Raw genomic sequence first — 18,978 nt, 5'->3', positions numbered from 1 at the left:
GTAATTATTTGAAATGGATTTTACCTTTAGTTAACCCTGCTTTGGCATAATATAGCTATTCGGCTCAGCCAATTATTCTCTTATATTTGCAGCCTTTGAAATATTGAATATGAACTTTGTTGAAGAATTACGCTGGCGCGGTATGCTGCATACCGAAATGCCGGGTACCGAAGAAAAGCTGAATAAAGGCATGACCTCGGGATATATAGGATTTGATCCAACTGCCGATTCATTGCATGTGGGCCACTTAACCCAGATCATGACGCTGATCCATTTTCAGCGGGCTGGTCATAAACCTTATGCTTTGGTGGGCGGCGCTACCGGGATGGTTGGCGATCCGTCGGGTAAATCGCAGGAGCGTAATTTATTGTCGGAAGATGTTTTGCAACATAACCTGGAGTCGGTTAAAAAGCAATTGACCCGTTTTCTGGATTTTAACAGCGGTGCCAATAGCGCCGAAATGGTGAACAATTACGACTGGTTCAAGAACTTTACTTTCCTTGATTTTATCCGCGATGTGGGTAAGCATATTACCGTTAATTATATGATGGCCAAAGACTCGGTAAAAAAACGGCTGGAAGGTGATACCGGGATGTCATTCACCGAGTTTACCTATCAGTTGGTGCAGGGATACGATTTTTATTACCTGTGGAAACATCATAACTGTAGTATCCAGATGGGAGGCAGCGACCAGTGGGGTAATATTGTTACCGGTACCGAGCTCATCCGTCGTAAAGATAGCGGCGAGGCATTTGCCTTAACTACCAACCTGATCAAAAAGGCCGATGGTACCAAATTTGGCAAAACCGAAAGCGGCGCTGTTTGGCTGGATGCCGAGCGCACATCGCCATATCAGTTTTACCAGTTCTGGTTAAATACTACCGATGTTGATGCGAAGGCATATATCCGCATATTCACCCTGTTTGAACGTAATGTAATTGAAGCTTTGGAAGCGGAGCACGATGCAGCGCCGCATACCCGGATATTACAAAAAGCACTGGCAAAAGATATCACCATACGTGTACATGGCGAAGCTGAGTATGAAAAAGCCATTAAATCGTCTGAATTTTTATTTGGTAACGTAGGTATCGAGTTTTTAAATGAGTTGAATGAAAATGAGGTGTTAGGCCTGTTTGCCGGTGTGCCTAATTTTACCGTAGATTTAAGGGAGTTACAACAAGGTATCAATGTTAGCGATCTGCTGGCTGTTAAAACAGCTATATTCTCATCAAAGGGTGAAGCTAAAAAAATGATACAAGGTGGAGGTTCGGCAATTAATAAAGTTAAAATAGGTACCGCCGATGATATTTATACTGCTGATGCATTGATCAATAATAAATTCCTGGTGGTACAAAAAGGTAAAAAGAATTACTTTTTGATTATTGCTGAATAAGAAGGTATTAGATCAATAATCTGGAAGCGATGGGTTTTGCACTCATCGCTTTTTTTGTTGTTATAAATTTTGAAATACGACAAATGGTACATATATTTGTATATATGTCGTATAAAACAAAAATTGATAGCAAAAAAAATGAGGTAAATGAGCCCATGGCAGCGTACGTTGTTCAGGCTCCGGTTCCTTCATTTTACCATTTACTGGAAGGGGCAAGGTCTGTCAAATTTTCTACAGATTTTGATATCATTAATCTGGCACGTAAAGGTTTCCCAAAAAGCGTTTTACTTTCATTAGCCAAAAAAATATCTCTCAATATACAGGAGCTGGCCAATATATTACATATCTCGGAGCGCACCTTACAGCGTTATGATGATAACGCCATCATTAAAACAGAGTACGCCGAAAAGGCCGTTGAGCTTGCCCGTCTGTATACCCGCGGCGAGGAAGTTTTTGGTTCCATGGATAAATTTAAAATTTGGGTAAAAACGCCGGGTTATGTGTTTAAAGGCGAGGCACCAGTAACTATCCTGGATACTTCCGCCGGTTTTGATATGGTTTTCAGGGAGTTGGGGCGTATTGAACATGGTATTTTTGCCTGATGGTTTTATATCGTATTGCAAAATGCCATTATGCCGATGACCTGAGTGGAACGGGTGCCCGTTTGTATGGCGGCCGCTGGAATAGTGAGGGCAAGCCGATGCTTTACCTGGCATCATCGAGGTCGCTGGCGATTTTGGAAGTACTGGTGCATTTGGATCCCCTGATTGTCCCGGCCAATTTTTGCATTGCGCAAATTGATGTGCCAGATTATAGTATCACACAATTAAACCACGCTTTGCTACCCGATAACTGGCAGGATGTTTCGGGGCCGGTAGCATTAAGAAAATTGGGCGACGAGTTTTTGAAAAAACAAGAATACCTGGCCATGCGGGTGCCATCGGCCATTGTACCGGCAGAGGTTAACTACATCCTTAACCCTTTGCACCCCGAAGCCAGGAATATCAAAATAGTTAATAAAGAATCTTTTAGTTTTGATGACCGGCTTTTAAATTGAGAATAGCTCAAATTATTTATAACAGAAAAGGCGATGGATTTTAATCCATCGCCTTTTCTGTTATGCTTTAATGATAATTACAAATCGCTCAACAGGTCGAGTTTTTTGTGATTGTACTCTTCCTGGGATATCAGGCCGTTATCAAACAATGTTTTTAATTTTTTTAGTTTTTCGGTAAGCTCATCCGGCTTTGGCACTTCGTGCACAACAGGGGCCGGTGCTGGCGCTGGCGGCGCAGCGGGAGCTGGTTGTTGCGTTACTACTGGAGCTGGTGCAGTATAAGTTTGTTGTGCTGTAGCAGCATGCGCAGCAGCAGGATTATCAAACTGGATAGAACCTGACTCGGCACGTTTTTGTTCCAGATCGCGTTGGCGGCGGGCTTCACGCTCAATTTCCTTACGTTCCTGTGCGTATTGATATAATTTACGACCCTGGATCTTTGGCAGGTAATCAACAGCCATTTCGGCGCCGTTGGTTGTTTTTACACTGAATACAGCACCAATGATTTCTTCCTTGGTATGTACATCAACAATATCCTTCCAAACAAAATCAACAAACTTGATAGATAAACCCAGGTTGGCCGGGGTAAAAAACAATACACGTTTGTTGGTAATGGCAATGCAATCCGGAAATAAGTTTACTAATGGCTTTTTTTGAACCGCTATATAAATGATCTCTTCGCCAGAAGATAGCAGATCCACCAGGCGGGAGTATACTTTTTCAACTGCTTTAGGATCTTGTTCCTCGTTTAAAAATTTCTCAATCATGTTTTTAGCATTTATGATGCGTGCAAAAATAATAATAATACCTGTCAAAAGACAAGATTTTAGTGTTGAGTATCAAGTATCAAGATTTTTTGAAAACCGATCTGGTCACAAGGGAAAGTCGTGATACTCGATACTAATTACTTGATACTAAAATGGACTAAGCAATCAGCAAATTACATCCGCGAATGTCTGACTGGTCAAACCTGCCTAATACTTCAAATGCGCCATCGCTGTTGATCTTGCCCAGATCCTGCGTAGCAATAAATGAGCAGGAGTTGATATTAGCCAGATCGATCACATTGATACCGCCTGTTTTGCCCTTTGCTAACGTACTGATGGGATCATTAGTATCACGAATGATAATTTTCATCCAGGGAGGGCATTCAAAAATACCATCACCTTTGGAATAGGCCTGTGATAGCAGTTCGGTCATGCCATATTCTGAATGGATATGGCTTACACCGAAGCCTTTACATAAAGTATTATGCAGCTCCTCGCGAATCATCTCTTTACGCCGGCCTTTCATGCCGCCGGTTTCCATCACAATCAATTCCGGGAAATTGATCTGATAGGTTTCGATAAAATCAAGCAGGCCAAAGGTAACGCCGATTAAAAGTGTGGGACGTTTAGCTGCCTGTTGTTTTTGTAGTTGCTGGTATAGTTCGTTGTGGTTATATAAAAAAAAACCACTGTCGGGGTTTTCGGATTGTTTGATCAGATCATCAACCATGTAAATAAGCGATGAACCTTCGCGCTCCAGGTAAGATGGTAGCAGGGCCAGTATTGTATAATTCCTGATATCGCCATAAAACAATTGAAATGCATCGCGGAAACTATTCTCGTACCAGGTTTTATCGCTTACCAAATGGCTGCTGGTAACCATGCCTGTGGTGCCAGAGCTGGTAAAGATTAATTGAACCGGGGCTCCGGTACTCAGTATCTGGTGCGATTTGAAAAATTCTATGGGTAGAAATGGAATCTGCTCAACCGAAGTAATTTTATCTGCATTTAACCTTAGTCCCGAAATAAATTGCCGGTAAACGCTGCAATTTTTAGCCTGGTGGCGAAAGATCTGTAGGGCTGTTTGATCAAAATCGTCGGTGCTGTTGATAGAAAATACCTGCTGTTTAGTCGGTGTGCTCATTGTTAGCAAAGATAAGAATATTGATGTGCAGATATGTGGATGTGCAGATTTCAGATTGAAAAGCATTCTGAGAATTCATCAATTCTGTAAATTCTGATTCAGACAACAAAAACAAATGACCATGCGCTTGCACAATTATGTAAACAAGTATGCGTTTTGGGGGTTAGTAATTAATATAACATTGTACAAATTGTAATTTTACCCCCATGAAAACATTGAAATTTTTGAAGTTCCCATTGATCCTAAGCTTGTTTTTTGTCCTGATATCGGCCAAAGCAGGCGATAAGGAAACGGAACGCGTACATAATGCTGCCAACGTATTAAAAGAGTTCAGCAAAATGAGTGAAACCATTCCGCATCAGTTGATGGAGCAGTCGGAAGGAATTGTTGTTATCCCTAAAATGATCAATGCCGGTTTTGGCATTGGCGGTAAACGGGGCAGAGGCGTTGCCATGGTAAAACTGGCAAGCGGCAAATGGAGCGACCCGGTGTTTGTAACTTTAACTGGTGGTAGTTTTGGTTTGCAGATTGGTGTACAATCTGTAGATCTGATCCTGGTATTTCATCACAAGGGTGTATTGACTAAGGTTGAAAATGGCGACTTTACCATTGGTGGCGACATTTCGGCGGCGGCAGGCCCGGTTGGCCGAAGCTCATCTGCCAGTACCGATTATAAGCTGGAGGCCGAAGTTTACTCGTATTCACGCAGCCGCGGTTTATTTGCCGGTATAACTATTAATGGTTCAAACCTGGCTATTGATAAAAATGCCATCGCTAATTTTTATGGCGATAAATCAACTTCGCAGGAAATCTTTGCTTCATCAAAAAGTGATAAAGATGGAGTTGCTGTGTTGAAAGAGGCTGTAAGCGCATTCTAAGATTGTGCACTAATTGCACGAATTGCGTCGAATTACACAACAAAAATTGAACTATTCAATTCGTGAAATTCGAAGTAATCAGTGTAATTAGTGTTCTTCTTTTCCGAAAGCTTTTTGTAGCAGCACGCCCGAGAGCGCTGCGAAGCCACTCACCAACCCGCCGATTATCCCGGTGATCACCAGCAAATAACCCCAGCCCGGTAAATGTAATAATACAGCCACTTTTTTAGCCAGTATATGATCATTAGGGATGCTTTTAAATAGTGCCAATACTATCCACACAATAAACACCGCTAAAAAACCCGACCAAAACGCCTGGCCTGATGTTTTGCCAATAAAAAATGCTGCCGAAAATGCCGCTATAGCCACTACCCACCAAGGCAAAAAGAAACCGCTTGCAAATGATAGTATGAGTATGATGAGGAATAACATAATCTTTTATTTTTAGTTTTGGGTATCAAGTAGTTAGTATGAAGTATCAAGATACTTGTATTTGTTGATAGTTTTTCAAAAGTCGTGATACTTGATACTAACTACTTGATACTTTTTTTATTTACTGCCTATTGTTAGTGTTGTTTTAATACGGTTTGACATTTCATCGGGCGACTGCAAGAACAATAGTTCTTTTAGTTGGCCTTTTTGCCAGGTTTTTAGCATATCGTCATAAAAAAAGCTGCCTGGATTGCCCGATTCGCCGCCGGGTAAAATGCCATAGCCTTTTACTGTTGGCCCCATTTGTACCACCATGCGCCACGATGGGCCGTGCCCGTTGTTCAACGCGTTAATGGTTGAGCCTGTACCGCCTGTAGCAAAATTGCCAGAGCTGAATGCTTCCTGGCGGGTGAGGTGCTTGATCTCCATTTTTTTGACCGAACCCCATTGCCATTTTTCGCCCGGTTTACCGTATTCATGAGTTAGATCATTTATAGCGGTTTTAAAGGCCAGGGTTACTATATCGGTACAGGTTTCTTTTGTTGGGGTACGGATATCATCAAACCATTTGGAATTGGGCTCTTTTAGTAAAAGTTGCTCAGTACGGTCAACCGATGGATAGTTTTCCTGCAGGTCTTTAGCCGCAAAATCATCACTCCAGATCATTTTGTACATTTTAATCCACCAGGCATTAAAAATAGAGGCCCCGGTTGAATTGATGCTAAAATCTTTGTTCCAGCTTTTGATCATACTGAGAGCTGCCGACTGGGTTTGATCAAGTTTGGAGGCGTCGATATATTTTAGCATAGCAGGTAAAATATCCTGCGCACGGATGCTGTAAGTATCGGTTTGCAGGATCCGCATACTATCAACGGTAGCTTTTTGCATTATGGTAAGCCGGTCATTAATGCGCTTGCCACGCTCATACTGAGCAAACGACCAGTTGATATAATATGGATAGGTTGGATCTGTTGAGGATTGATTGGCCGAGCTTACAAAACCACGTGGCGGGTTTTTGACGGTAGGATCCTGTTCAAAGGGAATCCAGCCATGCCAGTCATCGGCCGGATCGGTGCCGTCCAGTATAAATTTACCCTGGTCGCGGTATTTTAAAGGGTATTTACCGTTAGGGGTGATGGCGATGTCGTTATCCTTACTGGCAAATACAAAGTTGGATGCAGGAGCGTTAAAATAGGTAAGCGCCTTACGGTAATCGGCATAATTTTTTCCCTTGTTTAAAATATACATGGTCATTAGCTCGTCCGATTCATCATGCGCAATCCATCTTAGCGCGGCGCCTACAGGTGCAAAATCATATGAGTCTGAAGTTTTTTTGGTTTTATCTTCATAAACCACCGGCCCGTGATGAGTGTATATAACCGTGTCATATAAAGGTTGTTGCCCGCGGATGTTGATCACTTCTACCCGCCTGTTGGTTTTGTTCCATTGGTTATTGTACCAATATTCTTCCTTTTTATTATCTCTGAACTTTACCTGGTACCAATCCAGCACATCTGCATCTACATTGGTAATGCCCCAGCTAATATTATTGTTAAAACCTAATATAACGGCGGGCGAACCTGGTAACGAAACCCCATAAACATTTACAGATGGCGCCGAAAGCTGTATTTGATACCATATGGATGGGAAAGTAAGATTTAAGTGTGGGTCGTTGGCTAAAATAGGATAACCATTGGCTGTTTTACTGCCAGATACCGCCCAGTTATTACTGCCGATGCCTTCTTCCTTTATCACGCTTTTAATACTATCATTCATCAAAGCCATAAAATTTGCCGACGGTTTGGGAATGGGCAGCGGTTTAAAATCCCATTTGGTACCCACCGGAATGATAGGATCCTCGTGCATGGGGTAATCCGGAAACAGATCATTAGTGGTTTTAGCCCCAAAGCGTTTTAAAATATTGGTCATGGCAAACTCGTTGGAGCCACCGGCCAGGGTTTCGCTCATGAGTTTGAGCAAAAAGGCGCAGTTGATCGGTTTCCAGTCTTCTGGTGCATAATCCAGCAGTTTAAATTCAATAGGATACTGGCGTGGATGCAGGCGATGGATGTAAGCGTTAATACCATCGGTATAAGCCAGTATCATCTGGCGTACGGCCGGTTCGCTCATCATGGCTTTTAAAGTTTTTTCGGCACCATAAACCATACCCATGCGGCGGTGATAACGGTCGACCTCCAGTAGTTGCGGGCCAAGTACCTCGGCCAGGCGGCCTGCCGCTTGCCGGGTTTGTATATCCATTTGCCAAAGGCGTTCTGTAGCAGTTATATAGCCCTGTGCATAATACAGGTCGTGCTCGTTATCGGCAAAAATATGCGGGATACGGTTCTCATCGTATTTGATGGTTACCTTATCCGTAAGGCCCGGAAGCATTAAATGGGTGGTTGATAAAATATTCTTGCTTTCGGCATTTTGCCAAAATCCATCCGCCGGACTTAAAAAATCGCCGAATGGTGGTACCGGGCCAAATTTATGTTGCAATGCCCAAATCAATACAAGGGTAAAGGCGATGGATAAAAACGCTTTTGTAAACTTCATGTGGTTTCAGTATCAAGTAGTTGGGCAGTGAGCGGGGACTGGTGAATAATGAGTAGAAAATTATGACTATTAATAATCATGATGTTAACTACTCACCACTCACTACTCACCACTTAACCAAAGTTAATGTTTTAATATACATCCTCAAGCTTTGGTTTATGCTTATAATGTTTTTTGTAGGGATTATTATCATAACCGGATGAGCGGCCCTCTTTGCGGTACTCCCAGGGTGGGGTAGGATTGGCATCCTGCCATAGGCCCAGCTTATTTTCGCGGGCATTTTGCTCCAGGCTGGCTAATTCGGCGCTTTGTGAATAGGCTTTGTATTGCCATGCGAAACCATTTTTTACCAGCTGATAATTTACATTGGTGCCATCGGGCAAAATAACCATAGCAACGGTGCGGCCATAGCGGTCTTTAGTATTGCCTATCAGGGTAACATCCTTGCCAAAGCAAAGATCGGAAGTGAATTTTTTAGCCGCTTTACCAAAGGCCTGTGACTTTTCGGGGCAATCAATTTCGGCCAGGCGAACGGTAATTTGCTGGTTCTCGTTGCTGAGCAGGCCCAGCGTATCACCATCTTTTATTTTAACTACTTTATACTGATTAGCTGGCTTGGGGTTACAGCCCCATAGTATGAACAGACAGATGAGAAGGCAGGTGTGATACTTTTTGAACATTTTTCAAATGTGCAGATTTTTTGTCTGAATCAGAATTAACTTCGTTGAGGGCTTCGCTGTTTACATGATTGTCAAAATTTTGATTCAGATACTCTTTATTCCGCATGCAGGCTCATCACATTACCATCCGGGTCTTTTACGGCCAAAAACTTCCCCCATGGGGTCTCATCAATTGTACCCAGTTCAATGCCTTTGGCGGTGAGATCTTTAATATCGGCATCCAGGTTATCGGTTTTAATCACAAAGCCACGGATGCAGCCGGGTATCATTTCAGGGAACCGTGTAACCAGCGTAATAGAAACCGGCGAACCAGGGAAACCCAACTGCACCCATTGCTGATCCGGGGCAAAAGGGGCATCGACTAAGATTTCGAAACCCAGTTTTTGATAAAACTCCTTGGCCCTGGTTTGGTCGGTAACCGGGATAGAGATAACTTCAATTGCTTTCATTTGAGTTGGTTTTATGTTGGTGTTTAAAAGCTAATGTCTAAGCTCCTGGCATTTCATTTAATATTTGAATCATTCTGCGGGTAATACCTTTTTTCCATCCGGATTCCATAAATATACTGGAGAATATATTTTTAAGCCCTTTGAAGCCACTATGTTCCAATACCAGACGGGTGCCATCGCCATCGGGGGTTAACGTCCAGGTAAGTAAAGTATCCAAACCTATAACACCGGGCCGGGGACCGCCTTTCCAGGTATATACCAGCCTTTGATTAAGTATCACTTCCAGTACCTCGCAATAAACAATACCATCCCAACCCATTTTAGGCAGTGGTTTGCTATGAAACTGAAACTGATGACCAACTACAGGCTTAAAATCATTCTTCATGAGCCACTGGCTAACCAGCTCGGGGTTAGTGAGGCATTCCCAAACCTTTTCAGGAGCATGGGGAAAATGCCACTTGATAACAAGATCTCTTTTCATTTATGTGTAACCTTTGGGTTACGTAAATATATAAGTAACTTTTGAGTTACGCAAATGAAATTTATTTTATTTGAAAAGTTAATTTATAACTATATCTTTAGTTATAAAATATCTCATGAAAATATTATTGATGAAAACGCTGCTTATCATCTCGCTCCTCTGCGGGTATCTTGCTGTTGCCCCTTCAGCACAGGTTGTTAAAAAGAATGCTGCCTTAATAAAACAGATCGACTCCATGTTTAAGACCGATCAGTTCTGGCGTAAAGAATTTGTGAAAACGCGGCGAAAGGAAAAATCAGTCTATAGTGATGAAACTATCCAAAGTAAATGGGAAGAAGCGGATCGTATCAACGAGTTAAAAGCCAAGGCTATTATCAAAAAGTACGGCTATCCGGGTTATGACCTGGTTGGCGGTTCAAGCGATAGCTTTTGGGCCATTGTACAACATTGCGATGATGATATCCCCTTCCAGGAACAGGTGCTTATTTTGATGAAGAAGGAGGTAGATAAGAATAACGCCGACAAAGAAAATTATGCTTTACTGACCGATAGGGTACTTGTTGGTAAACATCAAAAGCAAATTTACGGTACTCAAGTAAATGTTGATCCGAAAACGCATAAAGCCACACCCTTCCCTCTGAAATACCCCAAATCTGTTGATAAGCTTCGTAAGGAGGTTGGTCTTGAGCCACTTGCTGCCTATCTTAAAAGTTTTGAATAACCCGTAGATTATTCAAGTGGAACTTTATTAGCTTATCTTTGTTGCTTTAATGTTAACCATAAATTAAGTATCCTGATGGGTAAATTTACCATACCAGACAAAGTACTGTATGTATGCGTTGGTAGCAAATGCGGCAAGAGGGGTGGCAAGGATATGTTTAAGCTGGCTAAATCATACGCCAAACATCATCACGGACCCGAAGAGATAGAAGTGATAGAAACAGAATGCACCGACAGGTGTAAATATGCCCCTGTTTGTAGTATTCAGCCGGGTAATACCTGGTTGAAAGAATATCATCCTAAGGACGTATTGAAGCTGATGGATCTGATATAGGCTCTATCCAATCCTTCCCGCAAGTTAAGGATACTCCGGAGGAGTAAAAGCTTTATAGGAAACAAACAACAATCATGTAGCATGCCGAATGTATACAACCGGGTACAGTACCGATGGCACTGAATGGTAACCGAATTTTTCTACAGTTTTAACCCCCATGGAGTTTGTAAAATTACTTACTGAATGACATTGAACCCTCCCCTGAAGAGTAATAGCCCATGAAGGCGGGGTTTAAACCTGCAAGATTAAAAACAAAGTCGCATAGCCGACTCACCCGGTCTACGCTTCGCTGGACCACCCTCTCTGCGGCTTTGCCGCAAAGAGGGTAAAGAAAAAAGAATTAAAAATCCCCTCTATGCGCGAAGCGTAGAGAGGGGTGACGAGCGCAGCGATGTCGGGGTGAGTCGATAGATGCTTAATTTGCGCCTTATGCTTTTCATGGGCTATTACTCCCCTGAAGGGGAAGGGTTTAATAATTAGAAAGCCCCTCGCTAAATGCAAGGGACTTTTAATTTTCAATTTTGCTTATCAAAAGTCTCACCCTTTAGGGGCAGATTATTCACAATATTATTTGTTTTGGCGTTCATGAGGACTACGCCATTTAGGGGGCGCTTTTTACGCTTCGCTGTCATATTTGATCTGACCAACGTGTTTGTCGATCTGCCATCTGCCGGTACCTTCTTCGCCGATAACTTCAAACAGTTCAAGGGCACGACGGGCTTTGTATTCTTCTTCGCGTTGTTCTTTCAGAAACCAGTTCAGGAACTCCATAGTCACAAAATCCTGCTCTTTCATGCAACGGGCATAAATGTTTTTGATAGATTGTGTAACGCTGATCTCCTGGTCCAAAGCTTCTTCAAACACCTCGCGAAAAGAGTTATATTCCTGTTTGATGCCGGTAACTTCCGGAGATATAGCGTTGCCGCCCATATCCAGGATGTATTTATAAAATTTTAACTGGTGAACCCTTTCCTCTTCAGCCTGTTTAAAAAAGTAGTCGGACGAAAAATCATAGCCATTACGGTTACACCAGGAAGCCATAGATAAATATATAGATGAAGACAAAGCTTCTTTTCTAACCTGTTGATTTAAAAGCGCTTCAATTTCTGTTGAAATAAGGCTTTTTATGCGGAGCAGATCTTTCATAGTTTTAAATTAATAGCTTGTTGCAGGTATTATGATGCAATAATAGTGCTATATGTTAATATAACTATAATTTAAAGATAATATGAATTTAGTATTAGTCTAAATAGTTAACTAACTATGTTACAGAGACGTTCGTGCAGGATATGATTTAACTCCAGCATCACAAAAGTGCCTTCCAATAATTCTTTCAGGGCTATGATTTGTATGAGTGATAATACATAGCAATGATCGCAGGCGCAGATAAAGATGATCTCTACATCGGGATCTTTAGTAGTATTGAGCAGGGCTTGCTCAATATCGATATGATAAACCGACTTGCGCAGCTTTAACAGGCAACGATAATCGAATTTGGCCACCTTACCCGCAAAATCAACATACCAGCAACGCTCGGCGTCGCATTGGTAAATGGCCCCTGCCGATGTTTTAAAAACATCTGTCCATGGAGTGCTTGTTGTAATGGTGGTAATCATATCTGGGCACAAAGATTATTATTATTTATAATTAATCCAAATAAAGCACTCTATTTTTTATTAACAAGGCTCAAAGGGATATGGAAAGCTGATGCCGGATGCTGGACTTTAGGATTTTTGGAGCAAGGAACAATAAAAGAATCTTTGTTCCTTGCTCCAAAAATCCTTATTCCAAAAAAGTTTTTAATACTTTAGGGTCCACATACTCAGTATAAAATGAACAACATTAAAGCCTGTATTTTTGACCTTGACGGTGTAATTGTTGATACAGCCATATACCATTATAAAGCCTGGCGACGCCTGGCCAATTCACTGGGTTTTGATTTTACGGAACAGCAGAACGAACAATTGAAAGGTGTAAGCCGGGTGCGGTCGTTAGAGATTGTGCTGCAAGCCGGAGGGATAACAAAAACTGATGCCGAAAAGGATCAATTAGCCGCGCAAAAGAATGCCTGGTACATGGAAATGGTAAACCAGATGACGCCTGCCGAAATATTGCCCGGCGCACGCGAGTTTGTGCAAAGCTGTCGCGACGCGGGCATCAAAACCGCTCTTGGGTCGGCCAGTAAAAATTCCATGACCATTTTGGAGAAGCTGCAGATAGTACACCTGTTTGACGCCATTATCGATGGCAACAAAGTAACCAAAGCCAAACCTGATCCGGAGGTTTTTTTAAAAGGAGCGGAAGCACTGAGCATCGAACCAAAATACTGCGTGGTTTTTGAGGATGCCATTGCCGGTGTGGAGGCAGCCAAAGCAGGCGGGATGAAAGCCATCGGTATAGGCGACCCCAAGGTGTTGTATGAGGCAGATCTGGTGGTGAGTGGGCTTAACGAGATGACTTTAGATAAATTATAACTTTTATATACTAACCCCAAACGCGTCATTGCGAGGTACGAAGCAATCTCTACATAGGCAGGTCACTTACAACTGCTCTGTACAGCATAGAGATTGCTTCGTACCTCGCAATGACGGTAGAGTAGAAATTTTAAATGAAAAACTACATACAACCTAACGCGTGGAGCATTATTGAAGAAGGCTTTGACCCGCAGCATCATCAAATATCGGAGAGTATATTTAGCCTGGGCAATGGCCGCATGGGTCAGCGGGCTAATTTTGAAGAAGCTTACAGCGGACAATCATTATTGGGCAACTATGTAGCGGGGGTTTATTATCCCGATAAAACCCGTGTAGGCTGGTGGAAAAATGGCTATCCCGAATACTTTGCCAAAGTGCTCAACGCAGCCAACTGGACGATCATCGATGTAAGCATCGACGGCGAACAACTCGACCTGGCTAAGTGCGAAGTAAGCAATTTTCGCCGGGAACTGAATATGAAGGAGGGATACCTGAAAAGAAACTTCAGCGCCAAAACAACCGGTGGCAAAGCGGTAGAGGTAGAAGCCATTCGCTTTTGCAGTATGGTTGACGATGAGGCAGCGGCCATAAAATATACCATTACCCCCGTAAACTTTAGCGGTAACATTACGCTGACACCTGCTATCGATGGTGATGTAGTAAACAAAGACTCCAACTACGACGAAAAGTTTTGGGACGAGGTAAGCAAAGCCAACCAACCTGATGGTGGCTACGTGGTGATGCGTACCAAGAAAACAGGCTTTGAGGTTGCCACAGGCATGAAGTTCAGCCTTTTGCAGAATGAGCAGCTGATTCAACCAAATGCAGAAGCCATCACCAAAGAAAAATATGTGGCTTCGGCGATAACTATACAGGCGCAGCAGGGGCAAAGCATCAGTATCATAAAATATGTGGCTAATCTATCCTCCCAAAATCACAAACCCGGGGAATTGGTAACCCATTTGAACGATACCCTTAACCGGGTTTCCTTCAAAGGCTTTGATACCCTACTGGCGGAACAAGCCGCTGCCTGGGCCAAAAAATGGGAACATAACGATATCATTATCGAAGGCGATGTATCGGCGCAACAGGCCATCCGCTTTAATATATTCCAGCTCAACCAAACCTATACAGGTGAGGACGACCGCCTCAACATCGGCCCTAAAGGTTTTACCGGCGAAAAATATGGCGGCTCTACCTATTGGGATACCGAAGCCTATTGTGTCCCCTTTTACCTCGCCACTGCCGATCAAAAGGTAACCCGTAACCTGCTCCTGTACCGCTATAAACAATTGGGTAAAGCTATTGAGAATGCCACCCTGCTTGGTTTTAAGGATGGCGCGGCTTTGTACCCCATGGTCACCATGGATGGCACCGAATGCCATAATGAGTGGGAGATCACATTTGAAGAGATCCACCGCAACGGAGCTATCGCTTATGCCATTTTTAATTATGTGCGTTATACTGCTGATGAAGCCTACCTGGCCGATTATGGCCTGGAAGTATTGATAGCCATTGCCCGTTTCTGGTCGCAAAGGGTAAGCTGGTCGCAGGCTAAGCAACAATATGTGATGCTGGGCGTAACCGGGCCAAACGAGTACGAAAATAACATCAACAATAACTGGTACACCAGTACCCTGGCTACCTGGTGCATGACCTACACTATAGAAGTAATTGAAAAAGTAAAAGCCGCCAATAAAGCCAAATACGATGCTCTGGCTGCCAGGATCAATTTTGACGAAGCTACCGAAACATCCAGGTACAAACATATCATCGAAAAAATGTACTACGGTTACGACGAAAAGCTACAGATGTTTTTACAGCAGGACGGCTACCTGGATAAAGAACAGATCCTGGTGAAAGATCTGCCAGCTGCCGACCGTCCGCTGAACCAGAAATGGAGCTGGGACAGGATCCTGCGGTCGTGCTATATCAAACAGGCCGATGTATTACAGGGGATTTACTTTTTTGAAGACAGGTATGATCTGGAAACCATCCGCCGCAACTTTGATTTTTATGAGCCGCGTACTGTGCATGAGTCATCGTTGTCACCCTGTGTGCATGCCATATTAGCCGCCAAACTGGGCGATGAAGCCCGTGCCTATGAGTTTTACCTGCGCACCGCCCGCCTGGATCTGGACGATTATAATAATGATACCGAAGATGGCTGCCACATCACGTCGATGGCCGGCACCTGGATGTCGGTAGTGGAAGGTTTTGGGGGCATGCGCGTGCGTGATGGTAAGTTGTCATTCCAGCCTTTTATCCCAGCAAAGTGGTCGTCGTTCTCGTTTCATATCGGTTTCCGTGGGGCATTGCTGAATATTAAGGTAAGTAAGGATGGTGTGCAGATTAAAAATGCCTCGGATAAGGAAACAAGTGTGGTGGTTTATGGGAAGGAGCATGTGGTAGAAGCTGGTAGTGAGGTGTTGATTGAAAAGTAGATTGGTCACTGTAGTCTGAAGACTACAGGCATAGTCGTTCGAAGTCAGAGACTTCGAACAGCAACTTTTTGATATTAGATAATAAATTATGGGCTGTCCGAAGTCAGAGACTTCGAACAGTGCCATTCGTATATAAATGAGAAAAAGTACGCTGTCCAAACAAAATTCAGCGCTGTCCGAAGTCTCTGACTTCGGACGACTATGCCTGTAGTTTGCAACTACAGTAATGCTTTGATATATTTAAACAAAGCTTATAACTATATGACGCGAAAAGGCTATATCATTCACGATCAACAAGCCATTTATTATATGACATTTACGGTAGTTGGTTGGATAGATGTCTTTTCCAGGCAGCAATACCGAGATATAATAATTGAATCACTAAAATACTGTCAGACGCACAAAGGGTTGCATTTACATGCTTACGTAATCATGTCGAATCATATGCACCTTGTAGTTTCTGTAGATGAGAAATTTACCATAAGTGATTTTGTGAGAGATTGCAAAAAGTTTACGGCCAAACGTATCCTGGATGATATAGAAGTAAATGATGGCGAGAGTCGTCGCGAATGGATGTTGCACCAGTTTAAATATTATGCTTCGAGGCATAGCCGCAATGAACGGTATCAGCTATGGGAGCATGATAATCATTTTATTGAACTGAGTTCACCGGCTTTTATGCAGCAAAAGATTGATTACATTCACCAGAATCCGGTTAAAGCAGGCCTGGTTTATCGGGCTGAAGATTATGTTTATTCAAGTGCCTCAAATTATGCTGAAGTTGACAAGATCATAGACGTAGATTGTTTGTATTTGAATATACTGTAGTCTGAAGACTACGGGCATAGTGGTTCGAAGTCAGAGACTTCGAACAGCGCCTGACTTTTAATGATATAAGCTAAGAAAATAAAATAATACATGCGCTGTCCGAAGTCTCTGACCCTGTAGTCTGAAGACTACAGGCATAGTGATATAAGCTAAGAAAATAAAATCATACATGCACTGTCCGAAGTCTCTGACTTCGGACGACTATGCCTGTAGTTTGCAACTACAGTAAACGCCGAACAACAAAACAATCATTTTAAACAAAATCCCGGAAAAAAGTCTTGATACCTGATACTAACTACCTGATACTAAAAGAAAAATGAACAAACTCATCATATATCAACTATTGCCCCGCCTGTTTGGCAATACACAAACGCGCAATAAAGTCAATGGTTCTATCGAAGAAAACGGTGTTGGCAAACTGAACGATATCAACGACAAAGCCCTGCAGGAAATTAAGGCCATGGGTTTTACCCATGTATGGTACACCGGCGTTATTGAGCACGCTACCATGACAGATTATACTGCCCATGGTATTGCCAATGACGATCCGGATATTGTGAAGGGCAGGGCAGGATCACCTTACGCCATTAAGGATTATTATGACATCGCACCCGATCTGGCTGTTGACGTGAACAACCGTATGGCCGAATATGAGGCTTTGATCCAACGAACCCATAATAATGGATTAAAGGTGATCATGGACCTGGTGCCCAACCATGTGGCCCGTACCTACGCTTCGGATGTAAAACCACCCGATGTTCGCGATTTTGGGCAGGATGATGATAAGAGCAAAGCTTTTGATCCACGGAACGATTTTTACTATATCCCCGGTCAGCCTTTTGTAGTGCCGGCTGGTTATAACCCAGGCGGGGATGAATTCCACAGTCCCTTGAAAGATGGCCGTTTTGACGAGAATCCCGCAAAAGCTACAGGTAATGATGTATTCAGCGCCACGCCATCTATAAACGATTGGTTCGAGACCATGAAACTGAATTACGGGGTTGACTATATGAACGGCCGCTATGGTCATTTCGACCCTATACCTCCGTTGTGGAACAAGATCTATGATATCCTGACGTACTGGAGCCGGAAAGGTGTTGACGGTTACCGTTGCGATATGGTAGAGATGGTACCCACCGAATTCTGGGCCTGGGTTATTCCTAAGTTAAAAGCGGCTTATCCCGGCACCATATTCATCGGCGAAGCCTATGATAAAAATAAATACGGCGACTATATTTCCAGAGGCGGATTTGATTACCTGTATGATAAGGTGGGTTTGTACGATGCCATACGGCGCTTAACCTGTAACGACTACGGCGCCAGCACCTGGGAGATCAACAACGTATGGAACACCCATTGTCATGGTATCGACCAGCACATGCTGCGCTTTATGGAAAACCACGATGAGCAGCGCATCGCCTCCCGCTATTTTGCCGGTGATGCCTGGCTGGCCGTCCCAGGTATGATCGTAACGGCTACCATGAACACCGGTCCGGTCATGATCTATTCGGGTCAGGAAGTAGGCGAACCGGCTCTGGGCAATCAGGGCTTCAGCGGTGATGACGGTCGAACCTCTATATTTGATTATTGCGGCCTGCCCGAGCATCAGAAATGGCTCCATAATGGGGCATTTGATGGCGCAAACCTTTCCGAAAGCCAGAATAACCTGCGCGGTTTCTATCAAAAATTATTGGTCAGTGTGAGCGGTAACGAGGCTTTAAGCAACGGACTTTTTTATGAACTGATGATGGCCAATGAGCATCAGCCCGGCTTTGATCAATTATTATATATTTATCTGCGCTACACCGACCAGCAACGTGTACTGGTTATCGCCAACTTTAACCGTGCCGAACGTACACTGGTTGTTAAACTACCCGATGACCTGCTTGGTAAACTAAACGTAAGCGGTAAAACAGCATTTACCGATTTGCTTAGCGAAGCAAAGTTCAATACCGATGATATCAGAAATGGGGTAGAGGTAAAAATACAGGCCTCTGGCGGGCTTTTGCTGGCGTTTTAAGGTACGATACTCCCCAAATCCCCTTCATGTCATTGCGAGGTACGACGAAGCAATCTCGTAGCTATTCTTGCCGATGAGAACGCGAGGGGATTGCCACGATACGCTACGCAATGACATATTTTTTATTTTGTTTCAGCCCCCTCTTTCAGCCTTGCGCTCGTTTGCAACGAGTGCTTATTGTGGAGAGGCGATTGCATCGCCCTTGCGTTTTAAACGCGAACCCATGTTAAGCACTCGTTGCAAACCACAGGTGTTGGGAAGAGTTACCAGAAAGGGGAATGATGGCCGTTCGGAGGCGGTTTGTCAGGGTCTCCACCATAA

At 43.3% G+C, this 18,978-nt stretch carries 19 protein-coding genes; 10 read left to right on the top strand and 9 right to left on the bottom strand.

The features are described 5' to 3' along the window. Positions 1 to 109 precede the first annotated feature (109 nt). From tyrS to AB6735_RS23960, 3 genes are all read left to right on the top strand, one after another. Positions 110 to 1,393, top strand: a complete 1,284-nt coding sequence (tyrS, locus tag AB6735_RS23970) for a tyrosine--tRNA ligase (RefSeq protein ID WP_370998667.1) — start codon at positions 110 to 112, stop codon at positions 1,391 to 1,393. 104 nt (positions 1,394 to 1,497) lie between these two features. Further along, the gene (locus tag AB6735_RS23965; RefSeq protein ID WP_090467709.1) at positions 1,498 to 1,995 is read left to right on the top strand and encodes an antitoxin Xre-like helix-turn-helix domain-containing protein; all 498 of its coding nucleotides are present in this window, start codon (positions 1,498 to 1,500) and stop codon (positions 1,993 to 1,995) included. Continuing rightward, a complete protein-coding gene (locus AB6735_RS23960) occupies positions 1,995 to 2,450 on the top strand; it encodes an RES family NAD+ phosphorylase (protein ID WP_370998666.1) in 456 nt (151 codons plus the stop codon). Before AB6735_RS23965 ends, AB6735_RS23960 begins: the two co-directional genes overlap by 1 nt. 77 nt (positions 2,451 to 2,527) lie before the next feature. Here AB6735_RS23960 and AB6735_RS23955 read toward each other — a convergent pair whose 3' ends face one another. Both AB6735_RS23955 and AB6735_RS23950 read right to left on the bottom strand, forming a co-directional pair. Continuing rightward, complete coding sequence (locus AB6735_RS23955; protein ID WP_370998665.1) at positions 2,528 to 3,217, bottom strand: PH domain-containing protein; 690 nt, start codon at positions 3,215 to 3,217, stop codon at positions 2,528 to 2,530. 157 nt (positions 3,218 to 3,374) lie between these two features. Continuing rightward, positions 3,375 to 4,361: an acyl transferase gene (locus AB6735_RS23950; protein ID WP_370998663.1), complete on the bottom strand. Its 987-nt coding sequence runs from the start codon at positions 4,359 to 4,361 to the stop codon at positions 3,375 to 3,377. Positions 4,362 to 4,567: 206 nt separating this feature from the next. Between AB6735_RS23950 and AB6735_RS23945 the strand changes: the two genes are divergently transcribed. Further along, positions 4,568 to 5,239: a lipid-binding SYLF domain-containing protein gene (locus AB6735_RS23945; RefSeq protein ID WP_370998662.1), complete on the top strand. Its 672-nt coding sequence runs from the start codon at positions 4,568 to 4,570 to the stop codon at positions 5,237 to 5,239. An 87-nt stretch (positions 5,240 to 5,326) separates the two neighbouring features. On the opposite strand, the gene AB6735_RS23940 is transcribed toward AB6735_RS23945, so the two are convergent. The 5 genes from AB6735_RS23940 to AB6735_RS23920 form a co-directional block, all read right to left on the bottom strand. Then, the gene (locus AB6735_RS23940; RefSeq protein ID WP_370998660.1) at positions 5,327 to 5,671 is read right to left on the bottom strand and encodes a hypothetical protein; all 345 of its coding nucleotides are present in this window, start codon (positions 5,669 to 5,671) and stop codon (positions 5,327 to 5,329) included. A gap of 117 nt (positions 5,672 to 5,788) precedes the next feature. Beyond that, a complete protein-coding gene (locus AB6735_RS23935) occupies positions 5,789 to 8,227 on the bottom strand; it encodes a penicillin acylase family protein (protein WP_370998658.1) in 2,439 nt (812 codons plus the stop codon). 131 nt (positions 8,228 to 8,358) lie between these two features. Next, complete coding sequence (locus tag AB6735_RS23930) at positions 8,359 to 8,907, bottom strand: thermonuclease family protein (protein WP_370998656.1); 549 nt, start codon at positions 8,905 to 8,907, stop codon at positions 8,359 to 8,361. A 95-nt stretch (positions 8,908 to 9,002) separates the two neighbouring features. Next, positions 9,003 to 9,356: a VOC family protein gene (locus tag AB6735_RS23925; protein WP_370998655.1), complete on the bottom strand. Its 354-nt coding sequence runs from the start codon at positions 9,354 to 9,356 to the stop codon at positions 9,003 to 9,005. A 37-nt stretch (positions 9,357 to 9,393) separates the two neighbouring features. Continuing rightward, entirely contained in the window at positions 9,394 to 9,837 is a 444-nt protein-coding gene (locus tag AB6735_RS23920) for an SRPBCC domain-containing protein (protein ID WP_370998653.1), read from the bottom strand. A 115-nt stretch (positions 9,838 to 9,952) separates the two neighbouring features. On the opposite strand from AB6735_RS23920, the gene AB6735_RS23915 reads away from it, so the two are divergent. Next, positions 9,953 to 10,558, top strand: a complete 606-nt coding sequence (locus AB6735_RS23915) for a DUF6624 domain-containing protein (protein WP_370998651.1) — start codon at positions 9,953 to 9,955, stop codon at positions 10,556 to 10,558. A gap of 75 nt (positions 10,559 to 10,633) precedes the next feature. Continuing rightward, positions 10,634 to 10,891 (top strand): (2Fe-2S) ferredoxin domain-containing protein, encoded by a 258-nt coding sequence (locus AB6735_RS23910; RefSeq protein WP_370998650.1) that lies wholly within the window; start codon positions 10,634 to 10,636, stop codon positions 10,889 to 10,891. Between the two features lie 615 nt (positions 10,892 to 11,506). Here AB6735_RS23910 and AB6735_RS23905 read toward each other — a convergent pair. Then, positions 11,507 to 12,037: a ferritin gene (locus tag AB6735_RS23905; RefSeq protein ID WP_370998649.1), complete on the bottom strand. Its 531-nt coding sequence runs from the start codon at positions 12,035 to 12,037 to the stop codon at positions 11,507 to 11,509. Between the two features lie 107 nt (positions 12,038 to 12,144). Beyond that, the gene (locus AB6735_RS23900) at positions 12,145 to 12,507 is read right to left on the bottom strand and encodes a hypothetical protein (protein ID WP_370998648.1); all 363 of its coding nucleotides are present in this window, start codon (positions 12,505 to 12,507) and stop codon (positions 12,145 to 12,147) included. A gap of 216 nt (positions 12,508 to 12,723) precedes the next feature. Here AB6735_RS23900 and pgmB point away from each other — a divergent pair, with 216 nt between their 5' ends. From pgmB to AB6735_RS23880, 4 genes are all read left to right on the top strand, one after another. Next, complete coding sequence (pgmB, locus tag AB6735_RS23895; protein WP_370998646.1) at positions 12,724 to 13,365, top strand: beta-phosphoglucomutase; 642 nt, start codon at positions 12,724 to 12,726, stop codon at positions 13,363 to 13,365. 134 nt (positions 13,366 to 13,499) lie between these two features. Continuing rightward, positions 13,500 to 15,809, top strand: a complete 2,310-nt coding sequence (locus AB6735_RS23890; RefSeq protein WP_370998645.1) for a glycoside hydrolase family 65 protein — start codon at positions 13,500 to 13,502, stop codon at positions 15,807 to 15,809. A 201-nt stretch (positions 15,810 to 16,010) separates the two neighbouring features. After that, positions 16,011 to 16,637: a transposase gene (locus tag AB6735_RS23885; RefSeq protein WP_370998643.1), complete on the top strand. Its 627-nt coding sequence runs from the start codon at positions 16,011 to 16,013 to the stop codon at positions 16,635 to 16,637. A gap of 316 nt (positions 16,638 to 16,953) precedes the next feature. Continuing rightward, entirely contained in the window at positions 16,954 to 18,657 is a 1,704-nt protein-coding gene (locus tag AB6735_RS23880; protein ID WP_370998642.1) for an alpha-amylase family glycosyl hydrolase, read from the top strand. Positions 18,658 to 18,978: the final 321 nt, after the last annotated feature.

The sequence above is a fragment of the Mucilaginibacter sp. RCC_168 genome (assembly GCF_041355315.1).
GTDB lineage: Bacteria > Bacteroidota > Bacteroidia > Sphingobacteriales > Sphingobacteriaceae > Mucilaginibacter.
This window is presented reverse-complemented; position numbering and strand designations above follow the sequence as displayed.